At 70.1% G+C, this 14,272-nt stretch carries 13 protein-coding genes; 9 read left to right on the top strand and 4 right to left on the bottom strand.

Features of this window, described 5'->3' with window-relative positions; genetic code table 11:
- The first annotated feature begins 108 nt into the window (after positions 1–108).
- From DMB42_RS31550 to DMB42_RS31560, 3 genes are all read left to right on the top strand, one after another.
- The gene (locus tag DMB42_RS31550; RefSeq protein WP_125639788.1) at positions 109–681 is read left to right on the top strand and encodes an HhH-GPD-type base excision DNA repair protein; all 573 of its coding nucleotides are present in this window, start codon (positions 109–111) and stop codon (positions 679–681) included.
- Between the two features lie 206 nt (positions 682–887).
- A complete protein-coding gene (locus DMB42_RS31555) occupies positions 888–2,978 on the top strand; it encodes a SpoIIE family protein phosphatase (RefSeq protein ID WP_125639791.1) in 2,091 nt (696 codons plus the stop codon).
- Positions 2,979–3,220: 242 nt separating this feature from the next.
- A complete protein-coding gene (locus DMB42_RS31560) occupies positions 3,221–4,879 on the top strand; it encodes an RNA polymerase sigma factor (RefSeq protein ID WP_125639794.1) in 1,659 nt (552 codons plus the stop codon).
- A 62-nt stretch (positions 4,880–4,941) separates the two neighbouring features.
- Here DMB42_RS31560 and DMB42_RS31565 read toward each other — a convergent pair whose 3' ends face one another.
- Positions 4,942–5,688: a YaaA family protein gene (locus tag DMB42_RS31565; protein WP_125639797.1), complete on the bottom strand. Its 747-nt coding sequence runs from the start codon at positions 5,686–5,688 to the stop codon at positions 4,942–4,944.
- 60 nt (positions 5,689–5,748) lie between these two features.
- Here DMB42_RS31565 and DMB42_RS31570 point away from each other — a divergent pair, with 60 nt between their 5' ends.
- Entirely contained in the window at positions 5,749–6,447 is a 699-nt protein-coding gene (locus tag DMB42_RS31570; protein WP_125639800.1) for a GNAT family N-acetyltransferase, read from the top strand.
- A 108-nt stretch (positions 6,448–6,555) separates the two neighbouring features.
- Here the strand turns inward: DMB42_RS31570 and DMB42_RS31575 are convergent, their stop codons facing one another.
- The gene (locus DMB42_RS31575; protein WP_125639804.1) at positions 6,556–6,786 is read right to left on the bottom strand and encodes a hypothetical protein; all 231 of its coding nucleotides are present in this window, start codon (positions 6,784–6,786) and stop codon (positions 6,556–6,558) included.
- 247 nt (positions 6,787–7,033) lie between these two features.
- Here DMB42_RS31575 and DMB42_RS31580 point away from each other — a divergent pair, with 247 nt between their 5' ends.
- The 3 genes from DMB42_RS31580 (at position 7,034) to DMB42_RS31590 (ending at position 12,322) form a co-directional block, all read left to right on the top strand.
- A complete protein-coding gene (locus DMB42_RS31580; protein ID WP_125639807.1) occupies positions 7,034–9,100 on the top strand; it encodes a type IIA DNA topoisomerase subunit B in 2,067 nt (688 codons plus the stop codon).
- Between the two features lie 844 nt (positions 9,101–9,944).
- On the top strand, positions 9,945–11,303 hold the full coding sequence (locus DMB42_RS31585; protein ID WP_260478059.1) for a cytochrome ubiquinol oxidase subunit I: 1,359 nt from the start codon (positions 9,945–9,947) through the stop codon (positions 11,301–11,303).
- 2 nt (positions 11,304–11,305) lie between these two features.
- The gene (locus DMB42_RS31590) at positions 11,306–12,322 is read left to right on the top strand and encodes a cytochrome d ubiquinol oxidase subunit II (RefSeq protein ID WP_125639813.1); all 1,017 of its coding nucleotides are present in this window, start codon (positions 11,306–11,308) and stop codon (positions 12,320–12,322) included.
- Here DMB42_RS31590 and DMB42_RS31595 read toward each other — a convergent pair.
- Positions 12,303–12,797, bottom strand: coding sequence for a carbonic anhydrase (locus DMB42_RS31595; protein WP_125639816.1), 495 nt, complete (start codon positions 12,795–12,797; stop codon positions 12,303–12,305). The genes DMB42_RS31590 and DMB42_RS31595 overlap by 20 nt on opposite strands.
- Before the next feature lie 139 nt (positions 12,798–12,936).
- Between DMB42_RS31595 and DMB42_RS31600 the strand changes: the two genes are divergently transcribed.
- Positions 12,937–13,257, top strand: a complete 321-nt coding sequence (locus tag DMB42_RS31600; RefSeq protein ID WP_125639819.1) for a hypothetical protein — start codon at positions 12,937–12,939, stop codon at positions 13,255–13,257.
- Between the two features lie 6 nt (positions 13,258–13,263).
- Here DMB42_RS31600 and DMB42_RS31605 read toward each other — a convergent pair whose 3' ends face one another.
- Entirely contained in the window at positions 13,264–13,830 is a 567-nt protein-coding gene (locus DMB42_RS31605) for a thioredoxin family protein (RefSeq protein ID WP_125639822.1), read from the bottom strand.
- 51 nt (positions 13,831–13,881) lie between these two features.
- On the opposite strand from DMB42_RS31605, the gene DMB42_RS31610 reads away from it, so the two are divergent.
- On the top strand, positions 13,882–14,256 hold the full coding sequence (locus DMB42_RS31610) for a VOC family protein (protein WP_396984192.1): 375 nt from the start codon (positions 13,882–13,884) through the stop codon (positions 14,254–14,256).
- The last annotated feature ends 16 nt before the right edge of the window (positions 14,257–14,272 follow it).

The following is a 14,272-nucleotide window of genomic DNA, read 5'->3' on the forward strand; positions in this document are numbered from 1 at the left end:
ACCCCCAGGAACGTATGCAGGGTGACTTGCGCTCCCATTTCATCTTTTCTCGGGCTTGTGTCAAGGCTCTGCGACGCCTGTGTTCGCTTCTCGTGCAAAGCTGGTTCCATGCGCATCCAGCTCGCCCAGCGGGACGAGGCAGACGAGCTCCTCGGCCGCAGCTCGCTCGCCCTGCTTGTCGGCATGCTGCTCGACCAGCAGATTCCCATGGAATGGGCGTTCACGGGGCCTTACACCATCTCCGAACGGCTCGGGCACGACCTGACCGCCGAGGAGATCGCCGCCTGCGACCCCGAGGCGTTCGCCGCGCTGCTGGCGCAGAAGCCGGCCGTTCACCGTTATCCCAAGTCGATGGCTGCCCGCGTGCAGCAGCTCGCGGCCTACCTCGTCGAACACTACGACGGGCGGCCGGAGCTCATCTGGAGCGACGCGGCCGACGGGAAAGACTTGGTGAAACGACTGCAGGCCCTTCCGGGATACGGCAAGCAGAAGGCCCAGATCTTTTTGGCATTGCTGGGCAAGCAGCTGGGGGTCCAGCCGTCAGGCTGGCGTGAGGCAGCCGGACTCTACGGCGAGGAGGGGTCATTCCGGTCGGTGGCCGACGTGGTCGACGCCGACAGTCTGGGCCGGGTGCGCGCCGCCAAACAGGAGGCCAAGCGCGCGGCGGCCAAGGGCGAGTAACCTGATCTTGCTGCGCAACGTGGAGCGACTTTGACAGGATGCGTTGACCCTTATGGCGACCGGGCGGCGGCGGGGGCTTCCGTCGGCGCATGCCCATCGCCGATGATGTACTGCAGAATCCGGTCGCCCGGAGCTGCGCTACGCCGATACACAGTTATGGAGATGTGCCGCGTGGGAGACCCTGGCACGCGACGGAGGTGCCGACCATGAGCGCCGAGACCTCCGTTCCCCGTCCCCGGGAGTCGGATGTGGACATCTCAGACTCCGCCCTGTTCAAGGGCATGCTGTCGGAGGCCGAGTTCGCCTTCGCGTTCTTCGACGGCGATGGCCGCGTCCAGCGGGTCAACGACGTGTTCAGCGACGTCGTCAACGTGCCCGCCGAGCGCCTGGTGGGCCGTTCGCCGGTCGAGGTGCTGGCCGCCGACCTGAGCCAGATCATCACCCACGCCGTGCAGGCCGTCATCGAGAGCGACGCGCCGGTCACCGAGGGCCGCGTGCGCGTACGCTCCGCCGAGGGCGACACCCGCCACTGGTCGCTGTCGTTCTCGCCGGTCCACGACGAGGCGGGCGAGCTGCGCGCGATCGCGCTGGTGGGCCTCGACGTGACCGAGAGCAGGCAGACCGAGGAGGCCCTGCGCCGCAGCGAGGAGCGCTACCGCTCGCTGGTCGAGGCGCAGTCCCAGCTCGTCTGGATCACCTCGCCCACCGGCGCCGTCGTCGAGGACGCGCCGCAGTGGCGCGCCATCACCGGCCAGGGCCTGGAGGAGTACCTCGCCAACGGCTGGCTCGAGGTCGTCCACCCCGAGGAGCGCCAGCACACCGAGGAGGCGTGGCGCGACGCGCTGCGCGGCCGCACGATGTTCGAGTGGAACTACCGGGTCCGCACCCGGGCCAGCGGCTACCGCCACTTCGAGGTGCGCGCCGTGCCGATCATCAGGCACGGCAGGGTCGTGGAGTGGGTCGGCGCCAACACCGACGTCACCCCGCAGCGCGAGGCCGAGGAGATGCGCGGCAGGCTGACCGACCAGCTCGGCGCCGCCGCCCTGCGCACCGCCCGTCTCCAGGGCGCCACGGCCATGCTGGCCGAGGCCCTGACGGTCGAGCAGGTGGTGCAGGTCATCATCGACGTCGGCCGTACCGCGCTGGCCGCCGACCGCTCGGCGGTCGCGCTGCTCGACACCGACCGCGCCGCGCTCAAGCTGGTCAACGGCGAGGGCATCCCCGAGGTCTCCGGCGGCGGCGACGAGATCCCGCTGTCCCACTCCAACGTGATGACCATGGCGGTCAACAGCCGCCGGCCGGTCTTCGCCGAGTCGCCCGAGTCGCTGAAGTCGCAGCTCCTGGAGGCCGGCGGCGACGAGGAGATCCTCGCGGGCTTCCTCGCCCACGGCGACGAGCGCGCCTGGGTGGGCCTGCCGCTGCTGGCCGCCGGCGACGCGCTCGGCGCGCTGCGCTTCTCCTTCACGCGCCCGCAGAAGATCTCTCAGGAGGACGGCGTCTTCCTGGAGGCGCTGGCCGGGCAGTGCGCCCTGGCCGTGGAGCGGGCCACGCTGTTCGAGCGTGAGCACCGCACCGCCGAGACGCTGCAGCGCAGCCTGCTGCCCGACCGCCTGCCCGTGGTCAAGGGCCTGGTACTGGCCCAGCGCTTCCGTTCGGGCAGCCGTCACGTCCAGGTCGGCGGCGACTGGTACGACGCCTTCGTCCTCCAGGACGGCCGGGTGGCGGCCGTCGTCGGCGACGTCATGGGCAAGGGCGTCAAGGCCGCGGCGGGCATGGGCCGCATCCGCAACGCCATGCGGGCGCTGGCGCTCACCAACCCGCCGCCCGCCGCCGTGGTCACCGGCCTCGACCGGGTCTTCGAGGCCACGGAGGAGGAAGAGCAGGTCACGACGCTGGCGTACATGGTCGTGGAGCCGGTCACCGGCGAGGGCACGCTGGCCATGGCCGGCCACCCGCCACCCGTCCTCGTCTCGCCGCAGGGCACGGCGATCCTGTGTGACGCCGAGCCGGGCACGCCGCTGGGCTGGCCGACCAGCCGCCGGCAGTTCCGGTTCGTGGTGCCGCCCGGTCACACCGCCGTGCTCTACTCCGACGGTCTCGTGGAGAACAGGAAGCGGGGTCTCGACGCCGGTCTCGCAGAGATTTGCAGTGTTGTGACCGAAGCGCCGCCTGAGGTCGTGAGTAGCCCGCACATGTTGCTGGACTTCCTGGTTGACCGGATGTTGTCTGGATATGAACAGGATGATGACGTTACCGCGCTCGCAATTCACGTTCCTCCAGCCACGAAGAGTGACTGAATGAAACAGTCATAACGGTTGCTTTCGGGTATCAGTGCCCCGCTTACGTACGCACTACTGTCTTCGTCGGCCTAGGGTGGAGGACAACCGCCGGGAGGTGGCCGTATGGAGTGCTGGGTCGTGCCACAATGCTGTGTCAGGTCCGTCGCGCTTCGCACGGCCTCACCGATCTCCGAGAGAGGCAACAGCCCCCAGCGGGCATCTGGGTCCATTGTCGCCACGCGTTCGTTCGAGAGGTGTTCGTGTCGCCTGCAAGTTCGACTCGCTCGAAGCCACAAGAGCTGAACGAGCCCGTCATTCAGCGACTGCTCGAGCGTGGGCGCTCGCAGGGTTTCCTCGAGTCTGAGGATGTCCGTCAGGCCTTCGAGGAGGCGGACATCCCCATGTCGCACGCCGCCGCGTTCTTGCGGAACCTCAGCAAAGAGGGCGTGACCGTGGTGGTGACCGCCGCGGATTCGGCTGCGCCGAAGAAGTCTCGTGGTCCAGCAAAGCGCCGCACCGCTGCCCCCGTCAAGACCAAGACGGCAGCGGCCGCCAAAGAGCAGCAGCCCGAGACCGTGACCGCGGTCGTGGGCGCCGCTGAGGCCGAGCCGGCCGCCAAGAAGCCGGCCCCGGCCAAGAAGGCCGCTCCCGCTCCGAAGAAGGCGGCTCCGGCCGCCGCCAAGAAGGCCAAGCCAGAAGTCGCAAGCGCTGGGCCTGCCGAGACCAAGAAGGCACCCGAGGGGCTCAAGGGCTCCGACTCGGAAGACGACGACGATCTCGAGCTCGACGGCGACGTGGAGCTGGAGGACCTCGAGGACATCGAGGTCGAGGACATCGAGACCGACGACGACTCCGAGTCCGAGGGTGACTCCGACGACGACACCGACGAGGAGCCCAAGGCCGCCGAGGTCGCAGCCGTCGCCGCCGACAAGACCGAGGACGAGGTCCTCATCCTGTCGGACGACGACGACGACGCCCCGGTCGCCCAGGTGGCCGCCGCCGGCGCCACCGCCGACCCGGTCAAGGACTACCTCAAGCAGATCGGCAAGGTCCCCCTGCTCAACGCCGAGCAGGAGGTCGAGCTGGCCAAGCGCATCGAGGCGGGCCTGTTCGCCGAGGAGCAGCTCGGCGGCGGTGAGACCGAGAGCCTGCCGGTCGACGTCCGGGCCGAGCTCGAATGGATCGCCGAAGACGGCCGCCGTGCCAAGAACCACCTGCTGGAGGCCAACCTCCGGCTCGTGGTCTCGCTGGCCAAGCGCTACACCGGGCGCGGCATGCTGTTCCTCGACCTGATCCAGGAGGGCAACCTCGGCCTGATCAGGGCCGTCGAGAAGTTCGACTACACCAAGGGCTACAAGTTCTCCACGTACGCCACGTGGTGGATCCGGCAGGCGATCACGCGAGCCATGGCCGACCAGGCGCGGACCATCCGCATCCCGGTCCACATGGTCGAAGTGATCAACAAGCTGGCCCGCGTCCAGCGGCAGATGCTGCAGGACCTCGGCCGCGAGCCCACGCCGGAAGAGCTGGCCCGCGAGCTGGACATGACGCCCGAGAAGGTCGTCGAGGTCCAGAAGTACGGCCGCGAGCCCATCTCCCTCCACACCCCGCTGGGCGAGGAGGGCGACAGCGAGTTCGGTGACCTCATCGAGGACTCCGAGGCCATCGTGCCGGCCGACGCCGTCAGCTTCACGCTGCTGCAGGAGCAGCTGCACTCCGTTCTCGACACGTTGTCGGAGCGGGAGGCGGGCGTCGTGTCGATGCGGTTCGGCCTCACCGACGGGCAGCCGAAGACGCTCGACGAGATCGGCAAGGTTTACGGGGTCACCCGTGAGCGCATCCGCCAGATCGAGTCCAAGACCATGTCCAAGCTGCGTCACCCGTCCAGGTCCCAGGTCCTGCGCGATTACCTGGACTAGCAGTCAGCTCGTCGATCGCCCCGTCCGGAACCTTCCGGGCGGGGCGATCGCCGTTTCCGCCCTCAGCGTGCGTCGGTGAGGTGAACGTCGAGGATCCAGGGGCGGGCCACGCGGACGGGCTCGATGAGCTCGACCTGGTACCCCAAGTTATCCAGGGCCTTCGCCAGTTCCCCGGGAGTGAAGGGCGCCTCCTCCTGCTGAAGGAGCACGCGGGCGATCTCGCCCCGGGTGGCCTTGGCCATGTGGCTGACGACCTTGCCGTCCCTGAAGACGCGAACCGACACCGACCGGTCGCCGGGCTGCCACGCGCCGGCGTACGTGGACGAGCGCAGGTCCACCACCAGCCCCGGCACCCGGTCCAGCTCCTTGGCCAGGTGGGGACGCCAGAAGGAGGCCAGGCCGCCCAGCGGCGGCAGGCTGACAGCCATCGAGAGCCGGTACGGGGGCACCCTGTCGGTGACGCGCAACACGCCCCACAGGCCGGAGAAGATCAGCACGGACTCCTCAGCCCTGGCCCTGGCCGCGTCGTCCAGGGTGTTCAGGGCGAGGTTGTCGTACAGGACGCCGGTGTAGAGCTCGGCGGCGGGCAGGGTGGGGGCGGTCCTCAGCACCGTGTTCTTGGCCGCCTCGCCCGCCAGGCCGGGCGTCAGCCCGAGCACCTGCGGGGCGTCGCGGCGCTTGGAGGCCCGGATCAGCGCGGTCAGGACGCGCCCGCGGGCCCGGCCGAGCTTGGGGAAGGAGAGTTCCCCGAGCGGCGGCCCGCTCCCTTCAGTGGCCTTGCCTTCGGACGGCGGCAGCAGAATCAGCACAACCCCACACCCTAACGGGCCGCTCGGAGGGTGTTCGCGCTGGTCGGCTAGGCTGCGCGGATGAATCTCGACCTGTTGGTGCACGAGGCCTGGCCGGCCTACGAACAGTGTTCCCACGACGGGTGGGTGCTGCGTTCGGCGGGCGGCGTGACCAAACGGGCGAACTCGGTGCTGGCCCTGACCGCCGCCGCCGACCTGGACGCGGCGATCGGCGCCGCCGAGGCGTTCTACGGCGAACGGGGACAACTCTGCGCGTTCTCCATCGGGCCTGGCACCTGGCCCGACCTGGACGCCGAACTGGCGCGCAGAGGGTACGAGCTGGTCGACCCCACGGTCATCATGGCGGGATCACCGTCGGCCGAGCCGCGCGGCCCGGTCCGGATCGAGGACCGTCCGTGGCCGGAATGGCTGGAGACCTGGTGGTCCGTGGACGGCCGGTACGGCAGCGGCCTGGAGGAGGCCGAACGCATCTGCACCGGCGTCCCCGCCTGGTACGCCGCCGTCGAGGAGGACGGCGTGCCGGTCGCGGTCGGGCGGGTCGTGCCGCAGGGCGAGACGGCCGGGATCTTCTGCATGGCGACGTTGCCGCAGGCCAGGCGGCGTGGGCTGGCGCGTACGGTCCTGCGCGCGCTGACCCGGCGGGCCGGGGCGAAGAGCGCGTACCTGGTCACGACGGAACCCAACCTGGCGGCGCAGGCGTTGTACCGCGCGGAGGGTTTCGAGACCGTCGGCCGCTACCACTACCGCGTGCGCCGGTAGCCGGCCGCAGTCGAACGCAGTCGAACGCAGAACGGCGACCCCGGCGTGGTGGGCCGGGATCGCCGAGCTGGTCGTGCAATATGTGGTTATGTGATCACAACGAACGGGTCAGCGGTCGTCGTTGGGGTTCATCGATGGGGTTTCGCTGAGGCGAGCCGACTCGTCCAGGATGTCGGCGCCCTTTTCGCGCAGCGCTGCGACGTGCTGACGCCCATGGTGAGCGCAGAACAGCAGCTCCCCACCTACAGGCAGGGTCGCGCGAATGTAGGCCTGGGCGCCGCAGCGGTCGCAGCGGTCGAGGGCCGTCAGCGGCTTAACGGGGGCGAGAGCTCCAGTCACGTATCGCCTTTCGGGTCACCCCCGCCGAAGCGAGGATCTGGCGTCAGTCACTTGAGACAACATCTAACCGGACGTGGACGTTCCCAACCTCCGCCTCGCTACGCCCAGAGCGGAATGTGTCCGAAAGTAATGGTGATCAGCCGGTTGGTAACGGCAAACGTGTCGCCATGGCAAGCTTGTACGCGCGCCTGAGGGAAGAACGGTAAGCTACGCACACGTGTTCGATGCTTAGACCAGGGGAGCAAGAGTGACGGTAGTGGAGGCGGGTTACACAGCTCGTCACCTGTCGGTGCTTGAGGGCCTCGAGGCCGTACGCAAGCGGCCGGGCATGTACATCGGGTCCACCGACAGCCGCGGGCTCATGCATTGCCTCTGGGAGATCGTGGACAACGGCGTCGACGAGGCGCTGGCCGGCCACTGCGACCGCATCGAGGTCGAGCTCTACGCCGACGGCTCCATCGAGGTGCGCGACAACGGTCGCGGCATTCCCGTCGACATCCATCCCAAGACCGGCCTGGCGGGCGTCGAGCTCGTCTACACCAAGCTCCACGCCGGCGGCAAGTTCGGCGGCGGCTCCTACGGCGCCTCCGGCGGTCTCCACGGCGTGGGCGCCTCCGTGGTCAACGCCCTGTCCTCCCGGCTCGACGTCGAGGTCGACAGCGGCGGGCGGGTGCACGCGATCAGCTTCAGGCGCGGCGTGCCCGGCGTCTTCGACGGCGACGGGCCGACGGCCAAGTTCAAGAAGAAGTCCGGGCTGCGGCTCGGCGACACGCTGCCCAAGAACGTCACGGGCACCCGCGTGCGCTTCTGGGCCGACAAGCAGATCTTCCTGCCCGACGCCGAGGTCTCGCTCGACGAGATCCACGTGCGCCTGCGGCAGACCGCGTTCCTGGTGCCTGGCCTGACCCTGGCGGTCTTCGACAGCAGGCAGGAGGAGCGCACCGGCGAGGAGTTCCGCTTCGACGGCGGCATCTCCGAGTTCGCCGAGTTCCTGGCCCGCGACGAGCCCGTCTGCGACGTGCTGCGCCTTCAGGGCGTGGGCCACTTCCACGAGACCGTGCCGGTCCTCGACGACCAGGGCCACATGACGCCCACCGAGGTGCAGCGCGAGCTCACCGTCGACGTGGCGATCCGGTGGGGCAAGGGTTACGAGTCAACCGTGCGCTCGTTCGTCAACGTGATCTCCACGCCCAAGGGCGGCACCCACCTGACGGGCTTCGAGCGCGGTCTGGCCCGTACGATCAACGAGCTGCTGCGCGAGACCCGGCTGCTGAAGAGCGGCGACGACCCGGTCAACAACGCCGACATCTCCGAGGGCCTGACCGGTGTGATCACCGTCAGGGTGCCCGAGCCGCAGTTCGAGGGGCAGACCAAGGAGATTCTCGGCACCTCCGCGGCCACTCGCATCGTCTCCCACGTGGTCTCGCGCGAGCTGAAGGAGCTGTTCGCCAACCCGCCGCGCGGGTTCAAGCAGCCGCTGCGAGCCGTGCTGGAGAAGATCGTCGCCGCCGCCAAGGCCCGCATCGCGGCCCGCGAGCACCGCGACAACCAGCGGCGCAAGAGCGCCCTGGAGAACTCCGCGCTGCCCGCCAAGCTGGTCGACTGCCGCAGCGACGACGTCGACCGCAGCGAGCTGTTCATCGTCGAGGGCGACTCCGCGCTCGGCACCGCCAAGCTGGCCCGCGACTCGGAGTTCCAGGCGCTGCTGCCGATCCGCGGCAAGATCCTCAACGTGCAGAAGGCGTCCGTGAGCGACATGCTCAAGAACGCCGAGTGCGCCGCGATCATCCAGGTGGTCGGCGCCGGGTCGGGGCGTTCGTTCGACATCGAGGCGGCCCGTTACGGCAAGGTCATCCTGATGGCCGACGCCGACGTCGACGGCGCGCACATCCGGTGCCTGCTGCTTACGCTGTTCCACCGCTACATGCGGCCGATGGTGGAGGCCGGGCGGGTGTTCGCGGCCGTGCCGCCGCTGCACCGCATCGAGCTCACCAACCCGGGGCGGGGCAAGGACAAGTACATCTACTGCTACTCCGACGCCGAGCTGCAGAAGGTGCTGCGCGACCTGGAGCGGCGGGGCAAGCGGTGGAAGGACCCGGTGCAGCGGTACAAGGGCCTGGGGGAGATGGACGCCGACCAGCTCGCCGAGACCACGATGGACCCCAGGCACCGGGTGCTGCGCCGGGTGCGCATCGAGGACGCCGAGGGGGCTGAGTCGATCTTCAGCCTGCTGATGGGGAGCGATGTGGCGCCGCGGCGGGAGTTCATCGTCAGCAGCGCGGCCGAGGTCGATCGGGATCACATCGACGCCTGACCAGGGGCGTGCGGCTTCGCCTCAGGCGGGGGTTGTGTGGCTTGAGGTGCTCTGTTCGGCCGAGGTGTGTTTGTCGGTTTTAGGCATGCGCCAGGTGGCCCGAAACGCATGGGCGGGCCCTGGCGTCTCGTTGCGGCAGTGATTCTGTCGCGGGGCAGGCGTGATCCTCCAGGGGCGCCAGAATGCCCCTGGAGCGCCTTCGGGGCACTTTCTGGGGTTCGTGGTGCCCTCTGAGGTGTCTGTGGCCCCCACGGCATGCCTGGGGCCTCTCTGAGGTTCAGTAGCCCCCTGGGGGTTCAGTGGCGCTCTGGGTCCTGTCGCCGTTGCCGCCTTTCCAGGGGCTCGGTGGGCTCTTCGTCGTACTCGGGGGCGTTCTGGGGTCTGTGTCGCCCTCCCGCCGACCCGGGGTCGGTTGCCGAGAGTTACTGGTGGTTGCGGAGTGTTATTACGGGTACGGGGCGGACGCGGACCGTTTGCGGGGGATGCCCGAATGCTGCGGACGTGCCCAAGCCCACGATCACGAGGACGTTTCCATGCAGGTCGCCAGAGTTGCCGGTGTGCTCGGGTGTTTGGGGGGCGGGCTCGTGGTGCTTCGGGTCGTCGGTCGTTCGGCCGGGTTCGGGGATGGGCCGGGTGTGGGTGAGGTCAGCAGGTGGGTCGGCGCGCTGGAGCTCGTGCGAGCGGCCGCTGTGCTGGGCGGTCAGCGGGCCGCTGGATGGGCCTGGACCAGAGGGCCTGGGCTCTGAAACCGATGACCGATGACCGGTGACCGGGGCGGAGAGCGCGGCACCACGCGCGGGTCGGGTTGGTGGGGTGGCGGTGAGGTGAGGGAGGGGGAGGGCGGTTGACGGGGGTTCTGGGGGTCGCGGGGGCGGACCTCGGGGCGGCGCGGATGCAGATGGCGTTGTCGCTCGGCTGGCACATCGTGCTCGCCTGCCTCGGCGTCGGCATGCCAGCCATCACGTTGCTCGCCGAGTGGCGGGGCCACCGTACCGGGGACAACGCCTACCGGCTGCTGGCGCGGCGGTGGGCCAGGGCGCTCGGGGTGTTGTTCGCGGTCGGGGCGGTTTCGGGGACGATCCTGTCGTTCGAGATGGGCCTGTTGTGGCCTGGGCTGATGGGCGTGTACGGCGAGGTCATCGGCCTGCCGTTCTCGCTGGAGGGCATCGCGTTCTTCGTCGAGGCCATCTTCCTCGGCATCTACCTGTACGCCTGGGACCGCCTGTCACCGGTGGCGCACCTGCTGGCCGGCGTGCCGATCGTGCTGGCCGGGGTGTCCAGCGCGTTCTTCGTGGTCGCCGCCAACGCCTGGATGCAGCATCCCGCCGGGTTCGTGACCGAGGGCGGCCGGATCACCGCCGTCGATCCATGGGCGGCGATGTTCAACCGGGCCACGCCGCCGCAGACCGTGCACATGATCCTGGCGGCGTTCATGGTGGCCGGGTTCCTCATGGCCGGCGTGTACGCCGTCGCCATGCTGCGCGGACGGCGTGACCGCTACCACCGCCTCGGCCTGCTGCTGCCGCTCACGGTGGCGGCGGTCGTCACGCCGGTGCAGATCGGCGTCGGCGACTGGGCGGCGCACTTCGTGGCCGATTCCCAGCCGGTCAAGCTGGCCGCCATGGAGGGCGTGTTCCGCACCGGGCGCGGGGTGCCGCTGCATCTGGGCGGGATCGCGGTGGGCGACGAGCTGAAGTACGCCGTGGAGATCCCCTACGGCCTGTCGCTGCTGGCCCACTGGAACCCCGACGCCGAGATCGTCGGCCTGGAGCGGACCCCGCCCGCCGACCGGCCGCCGGTCAACATCGTGCACCCGGCGTTCCAGATCATGGTGGTCATGGGGTTCGCCCTGCTCCTGATCGCGGTCTGGCTGGCGCTGTCCTGGAAACGGCGGCGGGACCTGCCGGACTCGCCGTGGTTCCTGCGCGGAGTCGCGGTGTCGGGTGTGGCCGCCGTGCTGGCGCTGGAGAGCGGCTGGGTGGTCACGGAGGTCGGGCGCCAGCCGTGGATCGTGTTCCAGGTGCTGCGCACGTCGGAGGCGGTCAACCCCGCGCCCGGCCTGGTGTACGGGTTCGTGCTGGTCACCGCCGTCTACGTGGCCCTGACCGTGGCCACCGTGTACGTGATGCGCCGCCTGGCCCGCGACGTGCCCGTGCCGCTGGCGCCGCAGGAGCCCGACGTCACCGGCTACAAGGTCGTGTGACCATGCCGCTGCCGCAGATCATGCTGGTCGTCCTGTGGATCGGGCTGACCGCGTACGTGCTGTTCGGCGGCGCGGACTTCGGCGGCGGGATCTGGGACCTGCTGGCCGGCGGCGGCGGGCGCGGCCGGCGGCTCCGGGACCTGGTCGAGCACTCCATCGGCCCGATCTGGGAGGCCAACCACGTGTGGCTGATCTTCGTGATCGTGCTGGCGTGGACCGGCGTGCCCTCGGTGTTCGCCTCGGTGACCTCGACCCTCTACATCCCGCTGACGCTGGTGGCGCTGGGCGTCATCGGGCGCGGCGCGGCGTTCGCCTTCCGGAAGGTCTCCTCCAGGTTGTGGCAGCGGCGGTTGTTCGGGGCGACCTTCGCCTTCTCCTCGGTGGTGACCCCGTTCTTCCTCGGAGCCGCGGCGGGCGGCATCGCCTCCGGCCGGGTGCCGCCCGGCATCGCCGCGGGCGACCTGGTCCGGAGCTGGGTCAACCCCACGTCGATGGCGGCCGGCGCGCTCGGCGTCGGCACGGCCGCGTACCTGGCGGCCGTCTACCTCACCCGCGACGCGCGGCGTGGCGGCGACGACGCCCTGGCGGAGGAGTTCCGGCGGCGGGCGCTGTGGTGCGGCGCGGTCGTCGGCGTGTTGTCGGCGGTGAGCCTGCTCGTGCTGCGCGCCGACTCACCCGCCCTGTTCGCCGAGCTGACCTCAGGCCGCGCCCTGCCGCTGCTCGTGTTGTCGGTGCTGGCCGGGCTGGCCTCGCTCGTGCTGATGTGGCGGCGGGCCTACCTCGCGGTGCGCCTCACCGCCGCGCTGGCCGTGGTGGGGCTGCTGTGGGGGTGGGGCGTGGGCCAGTACCCCATGTTGCTGCCCGGTCTCACGCTCGACCGGGCGGCGGCCACCGACGCGGTGCTGGCGGCCAGCCTCGGGTCGCTGGCCGTGGGTGCGTTCCTGCTGGTCCCGTCCTTGTGGTGGCTGTACGCCACCTTCCAGCGCGACCGCGGCGAGGTCAGTCGCCGACCGGCGTGAGCCGGCCCGTGCGCACGTCGTAGATCGCGCCCGTCACCGGCATGTCGTCGGGCAGGAACGGCGTCGTGCGGATGCGGGTGAGGTCGTGCCGGAGCGCCACGCCCTGGTCGGGGACCGTGTGGAACTCCAGGCTGCGCGTGTCCACCCCGCGGGCGCTGGTGAGGTCGTGCACGTCGGCGTCCGTCACCTTGGTCATCCCGCAGTCGGTGTGGGGCATGACCAGGACCCGTTCCACGCCGAGCAGGTAGACGGCGAGCACCAGCGTGCGCAGCACGTCGTCGGTGACGCGGGCCCCGGCGTTGCGCAGGATCTTGGCGTCACCGGGCTGGAGCCCCAGCAGGCCCAGGGGGTCGATGCGGGAGTCCATGCAGGTCACCACGGCCAGCCCGCGGGCTGCCCGGCCGGTGAGCCCGGACTCGCCGAAGGTCTCGGCGTACTTCGCGTTGGCGGCGTACAGGTCGTCGAACGCAGTCATGCCTCAGATCTTCCCTTATGCCCCAAAGATGATGCTTTCCGGGGTGGCGACTGGCGGGAGTTCGCGAAGGTCCCACGAAATCGGCTCACCTTGAGTGATGATGTCGTCACCATCTGTACGCCGTCGAAGAAGGTCAGTCGTGAGTAGGTCCGAATCGCTCGCCGCGTATCTCCGCGCTCAAGCCCGGCGCCGCCTCGACCGAGTGGAGTCCAACGACGACGGGCGCAACGCCAGGTCCGCGCTGGCCCTGCTCGACGCCGCCTCGTACGCCGCCGGCCTGCCCGACGACGACCCCATCATCCTCATGCTCGACCAGGCGGGCTGCTACGGGCCGCTCGGCTGCGAGGAGTTCGAGCCCGGGGAGGCGGGGGGCCGGATGATCCGGTCGTGGACCGGCGGCGAGCCCCACGAGCTGCTGCTCGGCCTGCCCGCCGCCATCGAGGCCGCCACCTCCGCCTGACGGCGCTCAGCCGGTGGGCTCGTTCCCCGGCCGCCACTTGATTCCGCAGCCGATCGAGGCCCGCTGCTCGTCCGGGACGGGGTCGCCCGCGAGCAGCGCGTCGATCGCCGCACGCAGCGACGAGCCCGTCACCGGGACCTGGTTGCCGGGCCGCGACCCGTCGAACTCGCCCCGGTAGACCAGCCGCAGCTCCCCGTCGTAGAGGAAGAAGTCGGGGGTGCAGGCGGCGCGGTACGCCTTGGCGACGTCCTGGGTGTCGTCCAGCAGGTACGGGAACGGGAACCGGGCCCGCCGGGCCTGCTCGGCCAGGTGTGTCGGATCGTCGTCCGGGTAGTTCACGCTGTCGTTGCTGCAGATGCCCACCACTGACAACCTGGACCCGTAGCCGGCGGCCATCGCCCCCAGGCCCGTCTCGAGGTGCCGGACGTAGGGGCAGTGGTTGGACAGGAAGACCACGAGCGTGGCGGGGGAGCCCTTGAGGTCCGCGAGCGAGACACTGCCGCCGGCGATGGCGGTCAGGTCGAAGGAGGGCGCGGGGGTGCCCAGGGGGACCATGAACGAGTTGGCAGCCATGACCTTCATTCTCGTCGGCGGGCGTGCCGGCGAAACAACTCCCGGAGGGTAATGATGGACGGCATCGCGGAGTTCCGTACGACGGTGCTCGACTGCCCGGAGCCGAGGGCGCTCGCCGAGTTCTACTCGCGGCTGCTCGGCTGGCCCGTCACGTACGAGGACGAGGAGTGGGTGGTCGTCGAGGACGGCGGCTCGCCCAAACGCCTGGCCTTCCAGCGCGTGCCCGACCACCGGCCGCCGTCCTGGCCCGACCCGGCGCGGCCGCAGCAGCTGCACATCGACGTCACGGTCACCGACCTGGACCGGGCCGAGAAGCAGGTGCAGGAGATCGGCGCGACCAAGCACGAGCACCAGCCGAGCGAGGACGACAGCTTCCGGGTCTTCCTCGACCCGGCCGGCCACCCGTTCTGCCTCTGCAGGGACTGAGCGGGAGCCCGTCCCG

The organism is Nonomuraea sp. WAC 01424 (genome assembly GCF_003947315.1).
Classification (GTDB): domain Bacteria; phylum Actinomycetota; class Actinomycetes; order Streptosporangiales; family Streptosporangiaceae; genus Nonomuraea; species Nonomuraea spiralis.

Bases quoted from the DNA above. Each gene is read 5' to 3' on its own strand.
- DMB42_RS31570 (WP_125639800.1), top strand. From the start codon at position 5,749: ATGAATCTCGACCTGTTGGTGCACGAGGCCTGGCCGGCCTACGAACAG.
- DMB42_RS31555 (WP_125639791.1), top strand. From the start codon at position 888: ATGAGCGCCGAGACCTCCGTTCCCCGTCCCCGGGAGTCGGATGTGGAC.
- DMB42_RS31590 (WP_125639813.1), top strand. From the start codon at position 11,306: ATGCCGCTGCCGCAGATCATGCTGGTCGTCCTGTGGATCGGGCTGACC.
- DMB42_RS31595 (WP_125639816.1), bottom strand. From the start codon at position 12,797: ATGACTGCGTTCGACGACCTGTACGCCGCCAACGCGAAGTACGCCGAG.
- DMB42_RS31550 (WP_125639788.1), top strand. From the start codon at position 109: ATGCGCATCCAGCTCGCCCAGCGGGACGAGGCAGACGAGCTCCTCGGC.
- DMB42_RS31605 (WP_125639822.1), bottom strand. From the start codon at position 13,830: ATGGCTGCCAACTCGTTCATGGTCCCCCTGGGCACCCCCGCGCCCTCC.
- DMB42_RS31610 (WP_396984192.1), top strand. From the start codon at position 13,882: ATGATGGACGGCATCGCGGAGTTCCGTACGACGGTGCTCGACTGCCCG.